Source organism: Olsenella sp. Marseille-P4559 (assembly GCF_900605015.1).
Lineage (GTDB): Bacteria > Actinomycetota > Coriobacteriia > Coriobacteriales > Atopobiaceae > Tractidigestivibacter.
The window spans coordinates 30,549-46,572 of sequence record NZ_LR027573.1; the positions used below are offsets into that span (position 1 = coordinate 30,549).

Genomic DNA, 16,024 nt, shown 5'->3' on the forward strand with positions numbered 1-16,024 from the left:
ACCTGGGGTGGGGCTCGGCGGGGGCCCTGCCGGGGACTATCCCGCGCGTCCTGGGGTGGTGGGCGGAGCCGCTGTGGCCGGGCAGCCTGGGCTCGCCCTCGCCCCTGCGGTCGAGCGGCAGCTCGTGGATTCCCCTGGCCGTCACCCCGGGCAGCGCCGCCTTCTCCTCGATCAGCCCCCTCACGCCGTCGAACCCGCTCCGCCTGCCCGCGCGCCCGTCCTCCGGCGCGCTCCCGTCGGCAGCCCAGTGCTTCGCGACCGTGTGCCTGTCGACGCCGTGCCTCCTCGCTGTGTCCGAGAAGTTCGGCTTGATGCCGGCTTCCTTGTCCATGTCGGGCCCTCCGATCATGTTCCCGTCCATGCCAGCCTCCCGGATGCGTGCCTACGGCCCGAATCTAGGCGGTTGGCGTAATTGGTGAAACTGCGTTTGCGCGATTGGCTGAGATACATGGTCCGAACCGGTGGTTCCCATTGGCCTAACTGGCAGCTTTCAAGTTAGCGCTAACAGACGCCAGGCCCGTCTACCTCCAGGGGCAGAGCGCGGCATCGGGCCACTTCCTCGTGTGCCACGTCGCGGTCCTGCTCATGAGGCTCCCGCAGGCCAGGGTCCTGGGGGACCGCTTCTCATCGGAGGACATCATGGGCCTCTGCCGGGGCCTCGACGTGTGCCGCACCTCGGACAGGAGATACGCCAACATCTCGAGGCGCAGCCCCATCATCGAGGAGCTCGCGCAGAGGACGGGGCTCCCGCTGCTGCGCTTCGACCTGACGGAGGGCGACGTGAGGGCGATCTCCTCCTGCACGCTCCCCATGCTGCGCGGCGAGGGGAAAGGCCCCTCTGCCGGCAGGAAGCGCGGCCGAGGGGCCTCATAGCACCATATCGGGCATCGAAAAACCAAAGACCGGTATTTTTCGGTTCTTCCGCATTTCTAGTGGGTAGCAGACGCCAGTGACGTCTGGGCCGAGAAGTCCAGCTTCCCCAGCCCGGGGAAGACCATGGTCTCGAAGCAGGACATGTTCCTGAAGCCCCTGGCGGCGCGCTTTATCGACTGGATGACCGAGTTCAGCCCCTCGAGGACCGCGTTGGTGGCCCTCGACCTCCACCAGTCGGGGATGCCCTCGCGCTCCCTGCGGAGCGTGCCGGCCACGACCCTCGTCTCGGGCACGTTCGAATGCATCATCCAGGAGCAGGGCCTGTCGAGCGCGGCCGCCGCCGACTCCCTGTCGGGGAGCCCGCAGGCGTCGCGCATGGCATCCTCCATCTGGCAGGCCCTCGCGGTGTGGGGGTGGCTGGACCTGGGGTCGAGCGCCTCCCCCGTCGCCCCCTGCCTCTCCGTGAGGTTCCCCTCGCGCCTCAGCCAGACGTGCTTCGTGCCCGAGGGCATGGCCCGCCTGCCGGCGGGCTCCCCCCTCCCGCGGCACCTGACCAGGTCCACCTTCCTGGAGAGGAGCCGCGTCACGTGGAACCTGCCGACGGTCTGGGCGGCGATCGGCATCTCGGCGGCGACGCCGAGGGAGTACGCCTCGGACATGCCGCGGGCGGCCCCCGCGGCCCCCGTCCTGTCGCCGCCGTGCCCCTCGGGCTGGTCGCAGGGCCCCGAGATCGCCTTCTTGCCCCTGCCCTCCGTGACGGCGACGACGCGCCTGCCGTCGAGGCCGGCCATGGTCGATATGTGGTCCTGGCCGCGCCTCCTGGCGGTGTCGTCGGTCCCGACGCGGGTGACGTCGGAATGGTCCGCCCCCTCCCTGGCCCCGCCGACGGCGCGGTCGGGCATGTACCAGGCCCTGCGGTCGGAGACGCGCAGCTGCTTGGATATGGCGGTGACGGCCATGCCCGAGAGGGCCACCGCGAGGGCCTGCGCCCCGAAGGGCGCGGCGAGGCGCGAGTTCGGGCGGGCCTCCCACGGCATGAGGACCGTCCTCCTGCCGTCCTTGTCGCAGCCGGCCCTGGGCACCGCGCAGCGCACGATCGTCTCGCGCTGCCAGATGCCGGGGTGGCGCCACGTCCGCTCGCGCGTGTCGCAGACGCCGCACGGACTGCCGCAGACCGGGCACCTCGCGGCCTGCCCCGGGACCCTCCCGACCCTCACGTGCAGCTCGTCCGGGGCGCCGTCGCGCCCCTCGGACCAGACGTCCTCGACCCTCCACTCGGGGCCGAGGCCCATCGACCCCTCGAAGGGCTGCGCGAGCATCCCTGCCTGTGCGTCCATGCGAAGTCCCGATCCACGCCTGCCGTCAGATGCGGCAATCGTACCGTTCGGGGGAGCCGGCGGGCCGGGGATCTCGGCGTGCTACCCACCAGAAGTGTCAAAGGGCCTATTTTTATTCTATCGCCTGGGCTGATCTCCAGCCCGCCGGGGTGTCCCATTCTTTGCCGGGTTCGGGATCGAGCCCAACATGGTAGGCACGTTGTTGATTTCGCGTGAATGGTGCATTTTCGGAAGACTTGTACTCCACCAGAACCGGCCTACCGTCCTCCTCCGCCACCCCATCGAACCGCAACAGCATGGTTGATCCGTCTCCACTGGCCGAGTCCATCCTGAAGGAGACCTCCCATATAACGTTGGGGTGTTGTCGCTTGAACTCCGCGAAGTGCTCCTGTGCGTATGTCTCCCCTCTTTCATGGTTTATAGTCACCTGAGCTCGGCTTTCCCCACCGGAAACCTCAAGCGACCTTCCGGCAGCGGCGTCCGGCGCAACGTCCCCCGAGCTCACCCTGACGTGCCGGCCCTCGAGTCCGGTGCCGGCGCCCCCAGGCAGGTCGGGCGCCTCGCCTCAACAGGACTTGACACTATCGGCGCCCGCCCCCTCGAAGTCCGCGAGGTTGCTAGGGAGAAGTCCGAGGATGCCATCCCCTCAGCCTGTCACCGAGGCCTGGGAGCAGGCCGTCGGCAATCTCCGGACAGCCAAGCATGCGTCCGCCTCCGGGCGCGACGCGGCCAACCCTCCAGTCGGCCCCGGCATCCAAGAGGGCCTCGCAGGCGGGCCAGGCAACATCGGCGGTCATCCCCCTGGTCTCGAGGACAGCCGCCATCGGCGAGCTGCCGCGTCCGGAGACGTTAGGATCGGCGCCCGCCCCCGTGAGGAGCCGCACCACCTCCGCGAGGAACTCGCCGGAGCGCCAGAGGCCCGTCCTGAGTCCCACGCCAAGAGGGGTCAGCCCGTAGCCCCCTATCGGTGCGGAGACGTCAGCGCCCTCGCCGACGAGGAAACGGGTTATGCGAAGTCTCTCCTCCTCATCGCGCCTACCCGACAGGGCGAGAGACAGCAGGGTGCGGCCGAGCAGTGGCGTGCGCGCGTTAGGATCACCGTCGTAGAGGGCCCTGAAGCCCTCGAGGGTGCCACGTAGGGCCGCGTTGAACTGATCGTGGGGCTCCTCCCCAACCGGCACCCCCTCCCCACGACGAGCCCTCCCACGCCTTCCGGCGAGGTTGATATCATCAACGAGCTGGGGCGCCATGAGACGCACCTCGACGGAAAGGTTGTCCCTGCCCGGGCACCACGGAATCTCCGAGCAGCGCACCATCCACGACCAAGAGGTCAGCCTCCACGTGCATGCCTCACGCAGGCCGCCGTAGCATTCCGCATAGAAAGCATTGAGGTCATGGTGAGAGGCTAAAGCGACCTGATCCGCCGCGAGGAACCGCTCATCCTCCCTCAGCACGGACGAGACCATCGCGTCGGCATCGGCGGCGTCCCCCCGCTCGCGGAGGGCTCGTGCGGCGACGGTTCGGACGACCTGCACGCAGCTCCACAGGTCCCAGTTGCCCTCGAATTCGCAGTCGTCGAGCAGGCGGGCCGACTCGATTGCGCCATCCCGATCCCCAAGGAGGTAGGCGACGGCGACAAGCCGCTCCACGTGCGAGAGGTCGGCCACGCTGGAGAGGCTGAGGTGCCTGGAGAGCCCCCGGGCGTCCTTGAGGACTGGCCACACAGGGTGCCTCTTGGAGATAGCGCCGAGCAGCGGGGCCGCGCCCCGAGCCCGCTCCGCGGGGGTCATCGTCCCTCGCGGGCACGGACGAGCACCTGCCCGATGACCGTCCAGTACACGTCGAGGTCGGAGGACTCGAGGTTGTCGACGTCGTTCTTGCCACCCAGGAACAGCGGCACCTTGTAGCCCACGCAGGACAGCCCTCTGGGCGCGCTCCCCCCGCTGGCGCGCCACGTCTCGTAGAAGCCTGCGGCCAGGGAGGCATCCGCCTCGTCGACGAGCGTCCTGTCGACGAACTCCGGGAACGTCTTGGCGACGACGAGCGCGTCGCCCGTGCCCAGCTCCAAAAGCAGCACGTCCCCCACGCCCTTGCGGACGACGAAGATGTCACCAAGCCAGTCGAAGCAGACGGGAGTGACAACCCCCGCATAGCCCGGGTAGGCCGTGACGACGTCCTCGACGAAGTAGGACGCCTCCTCGGGGGTGAAGACGGTCAGGAGGCCGTCGCCGTAGGACCTTCCCCCGTAGCTGCGACAGAAGGCGGCCGGCATGCCACCACCACCCCCATCGGCGACGGGGGAAGTTTCATAGAGCTCAGCAAACCTCTCGAACATCCGTCCACTCCCTAGTCAATGCTACGTACGCCGGACGCGGCACCTGGTGGGCACCGGCCAGCCTGACGCTGTCCACCAACAGCATAGCAGCGGCGCCTGGGATCCCCGGCGGTCCCAGGCCCGACGAGGGCGTCCGAACCTCACGATGGCAGGCAAGGGCCAGCCTCGGGCCTGTCGACAAACTCCATTGCCTTCGGCCCATCCGTCGGGGCCGATGTTGTAAGCTGACCGGCGAGCCCACTCCAGCCGCAGCTCTGGAGCGAATGGCCACGGACGCCGTCTGGAGCAGCCATCACACCGGAAGTGTTCTCCACCGCCGGCATCGACGCTTGCTCAAGCGCGCCCGCCATCTTCTGCAGGTCCCCGCTGTCGCCCCATCCGTTCCCGAATGCCATCGGGCCCGCCGAGCGCCGTGGGCGCCTTTCGCTGGCTGTGGGTGCCCTTCTCCCGAACCGGGCTCTCATGACCTGCGGCTTTGCGGGCCCGTCCCGGGAGAAAGGCGCACACGGGCCGATTCGCACCCACACACGCCTCCGCCCGGGGCGGATGCGGGCGGCGGGACAGGCGCCGCCCAGGCCAGCCTACTCCCCGCCGAGGATCTCGGGGACGGTCGTCGCGCGGTCGCGGGCCACGTCCCAGAAGCCCGTGAGGACCCCCTCCTCGTAGACCCAGGCGAGGTCCGTGCCGTAGGGCGCGTCGAAGACCTCGAGCAGCGCCCCGGCGAGCGGCGAGCACGCGAGCAGGGAGGACGCTGAGACGACCTGGAAGTTCGCGGGCTCGGAGACGTAGTCGTCATCGTCCGCGACGGAGTAGACCGTCCAGCCGTTGAGCTGGGGGATACGGCTCCGCTCGCGCCACGCGTAGCCTATGGGCGCGCCCTCCAGCACCCTGTTCGACACGACGAACCCGCCGTAGGCGGCGTCCCTATTCGCCATAGCCATACTCCCCTGCCACGTCGAGGAATCCATGTCTCCATCCGAACTCCCGTGCCCAGTCGAGCGAGGTCTTGCCCTGCGGGCCCGGCACCGTGGGGTCGGCGCCGGCCGCGAGCAGGGCGCGCCACACGGGCGCCAGCTCCTCGCTCGTCTTCTTGGCGTTGCATACCGAGAGCATGAGGGCATCGTTGCCCCAAGCGTCGCGGCGGCCGACGTCGAGGCCCGCCGCGAGGAGCCTGCCGGTGAGCCACGCCAGACCCTCCGCCGTCCAGTTGTGGGCCCCCTGCTTGAGACACAGCATATAGGCGTCCTCGCCGTTGCGCGTGGCGAAGTTGGGGTCGCCGCCGTCGGCCAGGAGCCGCTCGACGATGCGCCTGCGCTCCCGCTCGTCCTGGGCGCCCCGGGACACCGCCATCCCGAGCAGGTTCACGCTCGGAACGACAGGCACGGCGTTGGGGTCGCCGCCATATGCCACCAGGAAGTCGTCGTAAGAGTCATACTTGGCGGAATCAAACTGATCAACTGGCCCCATGTCATCACCCCTTGGCCTCGTACCGGTGGCTCCTGTTGGCGCTCGGTGCCTCCAGCTGGAAGTTGTCCGAATTGAACTCGTGCTCCCTGAGCTGCCCGAGCGACCACTCCCCGGATCTGTACCTCTCGAAGCTTCTCCAGTACTCCTCCCCTGGCACATGCCCGAAGTCGACCACGCCCAAGAGACCTTACGCTCCCGGAGTGCCGCCCGTCCCGCGCGACACGGCGCCCGTCACGGGACCCATCGGCACCGCGGAGACCGGGAGCCGCCCACTCGTCAGGTCGCGTCCCATCAGGCCCCCTACCCCTCCTCCGGCACCGTCACCAGGAAGACGTCGGCGGCGGGCATCCAGATGGCGAAGGAGTAGGCGGACTCCGCGAGCCGGGTGCCGTCGGGCGCCGCCACGCCCCACAGGCCGGAGCCGGCGTCCCGGGCGAAGAACGCGTCCCCCAGGTGGAGGGGGGCGTTGTAGTACCCGGAGCTGACCTCTCCCCACACGGGGGCGAGCAGCCAGGAGCCGTCCGGGGAGAGGTAGCCCCAGTCTCTCCCGCAGCCGCTGTCATCCTCCTCCGCCTGCGCCGCGGCCAGGCCGCACGCCGAGAACCCGCGGCCCCCCTGTAGGGAGGGGCCCGGCCCACGCGAGGATCCCGCCGGCGCGGCTCACGGGGTCGCAGCCCCGCCGTGCCGGTCACCGGGGAGCGCCATGCGCCTCCTGGCGTCCGCGAGGGCCTCCTCCAGGCGCGACGCCTCGCGGGCCTGGCCGGCCTCCAGGGCGTCGTACGCCGCGCCCGCGTCGCTCTCCGCCATGGCGAGCAGGCCGAGCGACTCCTCCATGCGGCGGTTCCCCGGGTTGAGGGAGAGGTACTCGAGCGCCCGGGCGCGATGCAGCTCGACCTCCTCCTCGACCCGCAGCCGGGCCATGCGGGTACGCCTGCGCTCCTCGACGAGGTCGTCCATCCGGCGCTCGACCTCGCGGACGGCCGTCCTCCCGCCGTCCGCACCACGCCGCTCCCTCATCCGCGCCTCCCCCCGATGAGGCCCCAGCTCACCGCCGACGAGGCGTCGGCCCTCCCCAGCGCGTCATCGGCCTCGGCTATGGCCTCCGAGAGATCGCACACCAGCCCCTTCCACGCGTTCAGGCTCGTCGCTATGCCCACGGAGGCGTCGTCGTGCGGCTCCGCGCCCTGGGCGCTGCTCGTCCCCGAGATGGCCCTGCTCTCGTACGTGCAGTAGTCGTCGAGGCCCCTGCGCAGCTCCCATGCCTCCTGGTTCGCCGCGCCGCTCAGGGTCCTTATCTTCCCGCCCCCGACCCCGCCGGGATCCCCGTCGCTCATCGTCATTGGCATCGTCGGCCGCTCCTCCCGTGTCGTGTCTCCCAACCCATGCGGCGGCGTCGGGGCCGCCCATGCGTCACCCTCCCCGCGCCCACCTCCCGCCGCGCTCGCGCGCCCGGCGGACCGGCGGGACGGAGCACGCGATCTCGAGCTCCGTCTCCCCGGCCCCCAGCCTGCGTGTCCACTCGCCGGACTCCCGGAGCCCGCGCAGGGACGCGGACACGGCGGAGGGGTCGGCCCCGTCGAGGGTGCCCAGGTCGAGCTCCCTCCGGGTCTCGCCGGGCAGGCGCGGGCCGATGGAGACCCTCACCCTCGTGGTCGAGGAGAGGATCCCGCTCTCGCTCGTGTAGGCGACCGGGGAGGACGGGGCCGGCTCGTGGCGCTCGCCGCCGGGGCGCTCCCATGCGGCGACCCTGTCGCGCCCCCAGCCGGACGCGGCGAGCGCCTCCACGGGGAGCGACAGGGCCGACAGGGCGACCGCCGCGAGGACGATCGCGCCCTCCACGGTGCCGTGCGCCCGCAGGAGCCCCGACAGCACCCACGCGGCGACGGCCGCGGAGGCCATCCTCCCCAGCGCCCTGCACAGGGACGCCGACGCGCGCCTACCCACGGCGCACCCCCGGGGGCACGGACTCGAGCACCGACCTCACGGCGCGGACGGCACCGTCGCCGGAGCCGGCCCCCATCCTGCCGAAGAGGACCAGGAGCCCCTTTGGGACCGGTGCCACCTGCGCTATGCCGCGCGCGCCGCCGGGCAGCGAGCACTCCGCGGAGACGCCCGACATGCCGTCGGCGTCCGGGCCGAGCGCCTGCCCCCACTCGACCTCGGCCCCCTGCGAGCCCATGCCCGCCTCGACGCAAGCGAGGAGCCCGGGCGGAGTCGCGCGGGCCGTCGAGAGGAGGGCCATCACCGACCAGCCCCCTCCCTCCATGGCCACCCCCTCGCCGGCGCCGGCGGGGGGCGGGCGGACGGTCGCGTCGCCGGGACCGGCGATCGCCGCGCCGCCGAGCCGAACCAGCCGGCTCACGACGCCCCGCCTCCCCCGAGCCACGAGAGGTCCGCGTCCCAGCCCAGGTACGTGTCCTGGTCCGCGTGTCCCATCACCTCGCCCGTGGTCCCGTCCACCACGTCCACGGAGAGCGCGAAGCCCTCGCCGCCGGTCTCCTCCACCTGCAGGGTCGCCACCGCGTTCACGACCGGCCCGATCCCGAGCGCGAGGTCCTGCGCCGCGGCGCCGTCGCCCGCCGTGAAGGTGACCGAGCGGTGGTCGCCCGACACCTCCAGGCCGATGCCCTTCCCGGCGAGGTCAGCACGGAGCGACTCGAGCTCGTCCCCTGCCCTGCGAGAGATGTCCTCGGCCTGTCCCCGCGTCTGCCAGACGTCCACCGTGCCGTCCTCGTTGGCGTAGGCCGCCTCGCAGGCCCTCGGCGAGGCGTCGAGGAGGCCGCGGGCGTAGCGTGCCGCCGCACGGGCGTCGGGCCCGGAGATGATCCGCGGATACACCACCCGTCCGGTGCCCTCCGGCGCGACGCGCTCCGACTCCGGGACGATGGCGGCCTCCTCGCCCCCCGCGCCGGGCGCGGCGTCCCGGCCGTGCCGGCCCGGTCGAGCGCGACCCTGGCCCCGAGCGCCACGGCGAGGGCGACCAGGGCGACCAGCGCGTCGCGCCTGTGCCTCCTCATGAACTCCCCCATGCTGTTTCCACCTAACTCTCTATCGGCACTCCGCTCACACAGAGCCATCGAATCCTAGGCGGCGACGGCTATGGCGAGGCGGCACCGGCAACCGCACCGGGAGGGCCGGCGACCGCAAAACCGAGCAGGGCCTTCACCACCTTGAATGCCACGTAGGCCACAACGCCTGTGCCTGCCGCAGCCGCCACGCCCTCGCCGACCGTCTGCGCGTCGGGCAGTTGCACCGCGTTTGTATGCGTGGACGGCGCAGGGGACCCCGAGGCGGACGGCATGAGCACCCCGTCGAGCTGCACGCCCGTCTCGGGCTGCTTGACCCCCCATTCCAGTGTCTCTTTATCGGTCACAGAGGCAGAAGTGGAGCCAGTATCCTTTGAAACCGTAGCCTCTGCCCTTATTGCATAATAGTTCTCTGCAACATCAGCCGATGAAAGGAGCCGTGTTGTGCCCTTGACATCCTCATCAAGATCCCCCTTTATTTCAAGGCCGGTCCACATGTGTTCACCATCATATCCAGTGTATATTCCGGCGCCTTCAGCCCCTGTCAGATCAAAGCTAAGTGAGCCGGCTACCGGCCTCCCATGCGAGTCTTTCTTAATTTCAGCGGCAAGCCCCTCTGGTCCACCAACGTCTCCACTAACTGAGTGTTCCTTCGTATACAGTACGCCGTTGGGCAGCAGCACGGAGACCTTATATGATGCCGCCGTGGCGCCTATAGATGGGAACAGCTTATTGACAGCATCGTCCATCGCCTGGAGCGTCTGCTTCTTCTTCTCCTCGGACGCCTGATCGTTCGGGTCGGCACCCTGCATGTTGGTGTTGTAGACATCGGCCAGCTCCTGGGTCACAAATGCCGCATATGCGCCAGTCATCTGGCCATCCTTCGATCCCGCCTCGGCAAACGCCTCGGCGGCCCCGTCCTCAGCCGAGTACTCGTCCCACACGCGCGAGGGCCTCCGCCTCGGACGGGGTGAGGTCGTCCCCTCCGAGGAGCTTGGAGAGCTCACCCCTGTCGATGCCGCCGTCGTGGTAGATACTCCGCTCGCACTCCTCGACCCTGCGCTCGAACACCGTGGAGTAGGCGTCGTCCACTCCCGCGGCCCAGGAGGTGTCCCCGTAGCCGTTGCCGGCGAGGTAGGACGACACCGAGTCGGCTGCGGACTTCATGGTGGAGACGGCGTCCTGGGCGGAGGAGTACGTGGAGGCGCTGTTCTCGTCGTACTCCTGTGCCTTCTTGAGGTCGTCCTCGTAGCCCTGCTTCTCCGCCTCGTCGCTCTCCAGCAGGGCCTCGTCGACCTGCGCGTTGACGTATGCAGTGGTGTCCTGGGACGTGCTCGCGCTGCTGGACGAGCTGCCGGAGGACCCGCGCGCGGACGTGCCGCCCGCGTTGGCGCGACTCTGGGCGATCCGCCTCTGGGTCTCCTCTATGTCGCTCTGGACGGCCTCTATCTTCTTCTGGAGCTCGTCCGTGTCGCAGACGCCGCTGGACGACTGGGGAAGCCCCCTGATTTCCTGCGCGTCGGCCGTGCACGCTGAGTTCATGGCGTCGAACGCGACGTAGTATGCCTTCGCGGCGGGCACCGCGAGGTCCTGGGCGACGCTCCGGATCGCCGCGTACCCCTCGCCGGCGAGCTCCGGCGACTGCAGGGCGTTGGACATCCTCGAGATCTGCTCCTCCGCGGCATCGACCTTGCCCGACAGGGACTCTGACTCCCCCTCCAGGGCCGAAGCCGTGGCCTCTATCGTCACCCTCATCGTCATGCACTCCCTTGGCCCTCCGGTACGCCAGCCGCTCAGAGTCAGGGCGCCGCTCACGCGCGACACGGGAGACAGGCCCCGCAGGCACCGCGTGCCCCGTCACCATTGTAGTGCTCAGGAACGCCGGGAGGAGCCGGGAATCCCTCCGCCCTCTCGTCGTTCGTCTCGTAGGGTCCCGTGCAGACGTGGCGGACGTGCGGCGAGCCGGGGCAGGCACTGGGCGTGGCCGGCGCGCGAAACTGGAGGGCCCCCGGTACATGCCCCGGTCGGTCACGCAGCGCGGCCTAGAGGACGGCGGGGGCTCCGGCATCTCGGCAACGGACCACGGGCATGCCCTCGATGGCCCTCGCCAGGCCTTCGTCCGCCATCATCGCGAGCCTCCCGGATCGTTCCGGACCTTCGGGCTGGTGCGGGACGCCACCTGCAACGATACTGTCCAAAATCTACTGCCCAGCCATGCAACACCTTTGTTGGACAGTCGGACGGCTTCACCGTTTGCTCGCGGTCGAACAGTGGGGAAGCGCCACGGTGCGTCCGTGGTACCATACGGGCGGGAGGAGACGAGCGAAGGCCGCCGCAGGGCGGCCCCGGGGAGGCGAGGCCACGTGGCTTCAGGTTGGCTCACCAGGCTCATGGTCCCCTCCGGGGAGTCGAGGTACGCCGGCCTGACCGCGCGGCAGGCGGCGGGAAGGTTCCTGGGCCGGCGCAGGCTCACCGTGGCCGCGTACGTGGTGGCGGTGCTCGTGCTGGCGTTCTCATGCCGTGCCTGGGCGGGCCCGGACATCGAGCACCCCGGGGCCATCGCCTTGTTCGCGCTCCTGCTCATCCGCGACATCAGCGGGTTCTACGGGATACTCCACACCGACCCCCAGAAGATGCTCGACGCCATCTCCATCGTCATGGAGAGGCGCAAGGGCAGGAAGTGGGCGCAGGCCACCTACGCCATAATCTATGCCCAATGCTCCCAGCAGCTCGGCCGCGACGACGTCGCCCTCCAATGGGTCGATCACGCCGAGCGGGACCTCAGGCCGCGCACGGCACAGAGGGTCCTGTGCTGCAACGTGCGCGCCAACGCCGCCCGTCACAGCGGTGACTACGAGGAGCTCGCCCGCATGCGCGGGCAGGTGGAGGCGCTCCTCCAGACCAGCAGGGCGATGGCCAAGGCGGGCGCGCTGGTGCTCGCGGGCATAGACTTCGGCCTCGCGCTCGAGGCCGGCGACTGGGAGCGCTGCAACGAGGCGATCGGCACGATGCGGGAAGCTGCGATCACGCCGATCCAGAGGCTGTCGCCCGACGTCGAAGCCGCCCGCCTCGCCGCGGCCCAGGGCGACCTGGCGCTCGCGCGCGAGCGCTTCGCCTCCGTGGCGGCCCGGGGAGGGGGCATTCGGGCCGCGCGCGACGCCGCGGCTTGGCTCGCGGCGCACCCCGCCGAGGCCCGGGAGCCCGCGACCTCGGCGGGACGGGCATAGCCTGGCGTGCCTGACGTGCCGCCCGGTCACGCCAGGCCGGAGGCCCCAGCTGGGCAGGATCCCGCCGTGGGCGCGGTTCCCCACCCGTGTGGGTGCCAATCCCCGCGTGTGGGTGCCATTCTCCCGCAGCCGGCCCACGGAGCCGCAGGTCGCGGGAGGCCGGTCCGGGAGAAAGACGCCCACATGCAGCGAATCGCACCCACACGGCGCAAATGGCACCCACACGCCTAGGGACGCGCCGACCGCGCTCCCCCATAGTCCTTCATGACAGCCGCGTGCGCGTCGACCGCGGCATCCAGGCACAGCGACCCGTACCCCAAAGCGTACCCCGAGCCATCGGTTTCGACGCTTCCACCCTCAAAGCTTCCCAGGATGCGCGCGGCCAGCTTCCCCACGCGCATCCTGGGGGCCGCGGCCGCGACCTGCCCGAGCAGCATCCGCTCCCGGTCCCGCTCGCCTTGGGCCGCGGCGGCCTTCGCCAGGGCCATGCGCGCCTCGGCAGCCAGGCGGCGGCCGACACCCGTGCCCTCAAGCCTCGCGACGTCCGCCTCGCCGAACGACGCCAGGGCGTCATCACGAGCAGACAGGGAGAAGTACAGCGCCGCGGACGAGCGCACGGTCACGCCTCCCACGGCCTCCAGGCTCTCGTCGACGCGGCCGCGGGCGGACTGCGGCACGTGCGCGAGGCCCTCGAGGAACTGCGCGGCATATGCTCGGACCGCCCCGGCGTCTCCCAGCCGCGCGCAGAGGTCCGCGAGGAGCATGGCCATCACCGCGCAGTCCATGCTGCGGGCGGGGCGCCGGCGCATGCCGAGGCCGTCCTCGATGCGCCGGCGGACCACGGCGGCGTCCCGCGGCCTGCCCACGTCGGCCAGCGCGATCCCGTAGCGGTGCGGCAGGACGGCCTCCGCGCGGTACAGCCCGCTGCGCGGGATGGGGGCGGACAGCCCCATGGCGTCCCCCCGCCGCGCCAGGGAGGCGGGGTCGCACCGCTCGTCCAGGAGGCGCTCCGCGGAGGCGACGACGCGCAGCTGGACCAGGGTGGGGGCCAGCAGCGCGAGCGCGGTGGCGGCCAGGACCGCCAGGCTCGGCCCCAGGCCGGCGGAGGGGCTCAAGACGACGATGGCCGCATCGACGGCCGCCGCCACGACGAGACAGGCGACCCTGGCCACCCTGTACCACACGAGCTCGCTCGTCTTTGTCATTGGCCCTCCCAACCGTCACACACGCTCGCCCAAGAGCCCGCCATCCTGCGCCGGGAAACGCCTCCCGCCAGGGGGAGACGACAGGCCAAGCCCCTAGAGCCCAGTGCAGGGTCTTGCTAGTACGGCGCCTCGTCGCCCACGCGCACGCCCAGGCCGTCTATGACCTGGCGGAGCGTGAAGCCGGAGGGGTCCACGCCGGCGGCGGAGAAGAGCGCCGGCACGTCCATGCCCTCGTAGCACCAGACGTAGCAGGTCCCGCCGTCGTAGCCGACCTCGCGCACCCACGTGGGGGAGGCGCCCCCGACGGTGAGGTCGCGCACGGCCGGGTCGACCGACACGCCGAACGCGCAGGGCGACCCGGCGGCGAGGCAGCTCACCAGGGACTCCGCCACGACCTCGGCCGTCGTGTAGTCGTACAGGGGCTCGATCAGGATCGACCTCTCGCCGGGCCTCGCCGTGCTCGCGCCCCAGTAGCCGGTGACGGCGTAGCGCCCGCCCTCGGAGGCGTACGTGACCATGCGGACGGCCGGGCAGCTCGGCGAGCCCGTGGGCTGCACCACGAGCGCCTCGCCCAGATCGGGGAAGTCCTCGACCACCTCGATTGCGGGGCCGCCCTCCGTGTCTGCGGACTCCGCCTCGGCGACCGTGTCGTACCATTCCGTATCGTCCGGCACAGTCGTGGCGGCCCCGAACGTCACCTCAGTCCTCGCGCCCATGGAAATGGGCATGTCGGCCGGGGAGTCCGGGACGAAGGCGCACGAGTACACGCAGCCTCCCACCAGCAGGGCGGGAAAGGCGAGGGCGACGAGGGCGACAACGAGGAGGGCCGTGCGCAGCCGCCCCCGCCGGGGCCGGGGGCTTTTTGCCCCGGCCGTCGTTCCTCCCGCTGTGTCGTTCGTGCGGTCACAGTCGACCATGGCATCCTCGGCTCTGGCTCAGTCCCCAAAGGGGGCGACCCCCAATCGCGTCAAGATTGACCGATGGGGTCTCGGATAAGCAAGATGATAGCGACAGGACCCCCGGCAGGGGGGCGGGAACGCGAGGCCGCAGCCGCGCCGCAGGCCCGCCCCTGCTGGCGGGAGATCCGGGTGGTGCGTACGCACGACCCGTTGGCTTTGACAGGCGGGCGGCGCTTGCCCAGTTGGGCGGGAGGCCCGTGGCAGCGAGTGCGGCTCGTGCGTACGCACGATGCCGGCTTTGCGCCAGCGGGGCGCTCCCGAAGGCCGGATCTGGCAGCAACCCCGGTTCGTGCGTACGCACGACCGAGGGTTTCTGCCGGGGCCACCCGTGCGGCCGGCCCCTCTCGTGACTTCTCGCCGCTTAACCTGCGGCAACGGAAATCGCGGACGCTTAGCCGTGCCCAACCGCCGGGATTCCGCGGGTTGGCGCCCGCCCCGCAAGTCCCGGACGGCCAGCCCCACCCAACCGTCGAGAGATCACGGGTTGAGAAAGTGCCCCGCCTCCAGCCGGAGACGGGGCCATCGCCTGCGATATGGGGGAGCCGCGACTGTACTATGCGCAGCCCATGCGGCCACGCGTGCTGCTAGACACGCGGGCAACCCCAGCCGGAACATCGGAATGCGTGAGCCAACACGCGCATGTCAGACTTGCAGTCGTGCGTCGAGACGGGCACGCCCACGGATGGGCGGGCTGGGACCACCCTGCCCCTTGACAGTCGAATCTACATGTCAGTACGGCGCCTCGTCGCCCACGCGCACGCCCAGGCCGTCTATGACCTGGCGGAGCGTGAAGCCGGAGGGGTCCACGCCGGCGGCGGAGAAGAGCGCCGGCACGTCCATGCCCTCGTAGCACCAGACGTAGCAGGTCCCGCCGTCGTAGCCGACCTCGCGCACCCACGTGGGGGAGGCGCCCCCGACGGTGAGGTCGCGCACGGCCGGGTCGACCGACACGCCGAACGCGCAGGGCGACCCGGCGGCGAGGCAGCTCACCAGGGACTCCGCCACGACCTCGGCCGTCGTGTAGTCGTACAGGGGCACGATCGGGATGTCCCTGGCCCCGGGCCTCGCCGTGCTCGCGCCCCAGTAGCCGGTGACGGCGTAGCGCCCGCCCTCGGAGGCGTACGTGACCATGCGGACGGCCGGGCAGCTCGGCGAGCCCGTGGGCTGCACCACGAGCGCCTCGCCCGCATCGGGGAAGTCCTCGACCACCTCGATTGCGGGGCTGCCCTTCGAGCGGGCGGACTCCGCCTCGGCGACCGTGTCGCGCCACTGCGCGTTGGACGACACGGCCGACGACCCGACCCTCACCGTGTGCGACACGCCCACCGACTGGGGCAGGTCGGCCGGGGAGCGTGGTACGAAGGCGCACGAGTACACGCAGCCGCCCACCAGCAGGGCGGGAAAGGCGAGGGCGACGAGGGCGACGACGGGGAGGGCCGTGCGCAGCCGCCCCCGCCGGGGCCGGGGGCTTTTTGCCCCGGCCGACGCACTTTTGGCTCCATCGCTCGTGCGACCATGCTCGCCCACAGAATCCTCCACTCGGACTCAGTCCCTAACATCAACAGGTAAGTGTCCACCGGGCCAACGGCCGCGCT

21 protein-coding genes are annotated in these 16,024 nt (G+C 70.8%); 2 read left to right on the forward strand and 19 right to left on the reverse strand.

The genetic code is table 11. The features are described from left to right. The first annotated feature begins 585 nt into the window (after positions 1-585). Positions 586-873 (forward strand): hypothetical protein, encoded by a 288-nt coding sequence (locus E0E00_RS00155; RefSeq protein ID WP_130810295.1) that lies wholly within the window; start codon positions 586-588, stop codon positions 871-873. Positions 874-929: 56 nt separating this feature from the next. Here E0E00_RS00155 and E0E00_RS00160 read toward each other — a convergent pair whose 3' ends face one another. From E0E00_RS00160 to E0E00_RS00235, 16 genes are all read right to left on the reverse strand, one after another. After that, positions 930-2,210, reverse strand: a complete 1,281-nt coding sequence (locus tag E0E00_RS00160; protein WP_130810297.1) for an ISL3 family transposase — start codon at positions 2,208-2,210, stop codon at positions 930-932. A 112-nt stretch (positions 2,211-2,322) separates the two neighbouring features. Continuing rightward, positions 2,323-2,637, reverse strand: a complete 315-nt coding sequence (locus tag E0E00_RS14540) for a hypothetical protein (protein ID WP_130810299.1) — start codon at positions 2,635-2,637, stop codon at positions 2,323-2,325. Between the two features lie 190 nt (positions 2,638-2,827). Further along, entirely contained in the window at positions 2,828-4,000 is a 1,173-nt protein-coding gene (locus tag E0E00_RS00170) for a DUF6707 family protein (protein WP_371683357.1), read from the reverse strand. Continuing rightward, positions 3,997-4,545, reverse strand: coding sequence for a T6SS immunity protein Tdi1 domain-containing protein (locus tag E0E00_RS00175; protein WP_130810303.1), 549 nt, complete (start codon positions 4,543-4,545; stop codon positions 3,997-3,999). Before E0E00_RS00175 ends, E0E00_RS00170 begins: the two co-directional genes overlap by 4 nt. A 140-nt stretch (positions 4,546-4,685) precedes the next feature. Then, complete coding sequence (locus E0E00_RS00180) at positions 4,686-4,940, reverse strand: hypothetical protein (RefSeq protein ID WP_130810305.1); 255 nt, start codon at positions 4,938-4,940, stop codon at positions 4,686-4,688. Between the two features lie 186 nt (positions 4,941-5,126). Next, positions 5,127-5,480 (reverse strand): DUF2185 domain-containing protein, encoded by a 354-nt coding sequence (locus E0E00_RS00185; protein ID WP_165443464.1) that lies wholly within the window; start codon positions 5,478-5,480, stop codon positions 5,127-5,129. After that, a complete protein-coding gene (locus E0E00_RS00190) occupies positions 5,470-6,012 on the reverse strand; it encodes an ankyrin repeat domain-containing protein (RefSeq protein WP_130810306.1) in 543 nt (180 codons plus the stop codon). Before E0E00_RS00190 ends, E0E00_RS00185 begins: the two co-directional genes overlap by 11 nt. Before the next feature lie 4 nt (positions 6,013-6,016). After that, the gene (locus E0E00_RS00195; protein ID WP_242622144.1) at positions 6,017-6,187 is read right to left on the reverse strand and encodes a GH-E family nuclease; all 171 of its coding nucleotides are present in this window, start codon (positions 6,185-6,187) and stop codon (positions 6,017-6,019) included. Positions 6,188-6,312: 125 nt separating this feature from the next. Continuing rightward, complete coding sequence (locus E0E00_RS00200; RefSeq protein ID WP_130810309.1) at positions 6,313-6,510, reverse strand: hypothetical protein; 198 nt, start codon at positions 6,508-6,510, stop codon at positions 6,313-6,315. A gap of 162 nt (positions 6,511-6,672) precedes the next feature. Next, on the reverse strand, positions 6,673-7,029 hold the full coding sequence (locus E0E00_RS00205; protein WP_130810311.1) for a hypothetical protein: 357 nt from the start codon (positions 7,027-7,029) through the stop codon (positions 6,673-6,675). Then, positions 7,026-7,358, reverse strand: coding sequence for a hypothetical protein (locus tag E0E00_RS00210; RefSeq protein WP_130810313.1), 333 nt, complete (start codon positions 7,356-7,358; stop codon positions 7,026-7,028). The genes E0E00_RS00205 and E0E00_RS00210 overlap by 4 nt, the downstream gene beginning before the upstream one ends. Positions 7,359-7,422: 64 nt before the next feature. Further along, the gene (locus E0E00_RS00215; RefSeq protein ID WP_165443465.1) at positions 7,423-7,956 is read right to left on the reverse strand and encodes a hypothetical protein; all 534 of its coding nucleotides are present in this window, start codon (positions 7,954-7,956) and stop codon (positions 7,423-7,425) included. After that, positions 7,949-8,278, reverse strand: a complete 330-nt coding sequence (locus tag E0E00_RS00220; RefSeq protein WP_130810317.1) for a hypothetical protein — start codon at positions 8,276-8,278, stop codon at positions 7,949-7,951. Before E0E00_RS00220 ends, E0E00_RS00215 begins: the two co-directional genes overlap by 8 nt. 92 nt (positions 8,279-8,370) lie before the next feature. After that, positions 8,371-8,850: a hypothetical protein gene (locus E0E00_RS00225; RefSeq protein WP_130810319.1), complete on the reverse strand. Its 480-nt coding sequence runs from the start codon at positions 8,848-8,850 to the stop codon at positions 8,371-8,373. Between the two features lie 259 nt (positions 8,851-9,109). Continuing rightward, a complete protein-coding gene (locus E0E00_RS00230; protein ID WP_130810321.1) occupies positions 9,110-9,982 on the reverse strand; it encodes a hypothetical protein in 873 nt (290 codons plus the stop codon). Continuing rightward, positions 9,960-10,799 (reverse strand): hypothetical protein, encoded by an 840-nt coding sequence (locus E0E00_RS00235; RefSeq protein ID WP_130810322.1) that lies wholly within the window; start codon positions 10,797-10,799, stop codon positions 9,960-9,962. The genes E0E00_RS00230 and E0E00_RS00235 overlap by 23 nt, the downstream gene beginning before the upstream one ends. A gap of 602 nt (positions 10,800-11,401) precedes the next feature. Here E0E00_RS00235 and E0E00_RS00240 point away from each other — a divergent pair. Beyond that, positions 11,402-12,265, forward strand: a complete 864-nt coding sequence (locus E0E00_RS00240; protein WP_130810323.1) for a hypothetical protein — start codon at positions 11,402-11,404, stop codon at positions 12,263-12,265. Between the two features lie 227 nt (positions 12,266-12,492). Here the strand turns inward: E0E00_RS00240 and E0E00_RS00245 are convergent, their stop codons facing one another. From E0E00_RS00245 to E0E00_RS00255, 3 genes are all read right to left on the reverse strand, one after another. Beyond that, positions 12,493-13,470 carry a hypothetical protein gene (locus E0E00_RS00245; RefSeq protein WP_130810325.1) on the reverse strand — a complete coding sequence of 326 codons (978 nt, stop codon included), beginning with the start codon at positions 13,468-13,470 and terminating at the stop codon, positions 12,493-12,495. A 116-nt stretch (positions 13,471-13,586) separates the two neighbouring features. Continuing rightward, positions 13,587-14,237, reverse strand: a complete 651-nt coding sequence (locus E0E00_RS00250) for a hypothetical protein (RefSeq protein WP_242622067.1) — start codon at positions 14,235-14,237, stop codon at positions 13,587-13,589. A gap of 921 nt (positions 14,238-15,158) precedes the next feature. Continuing rightward, positions 15,159-15,956 carry a hypothetical protein gene (locus tag E0E00_RS00255; protein WP_130810329.1) on the reverse strand — a complete coding sequence of 266 codons (798 nt, stop codon included), beginning with the start codon at positions 15,954-15,956 and terminating at the stop codon, positions 15,159-15,161. Positions 15,957-16,024: the final 68 nt, after the last annotated feature.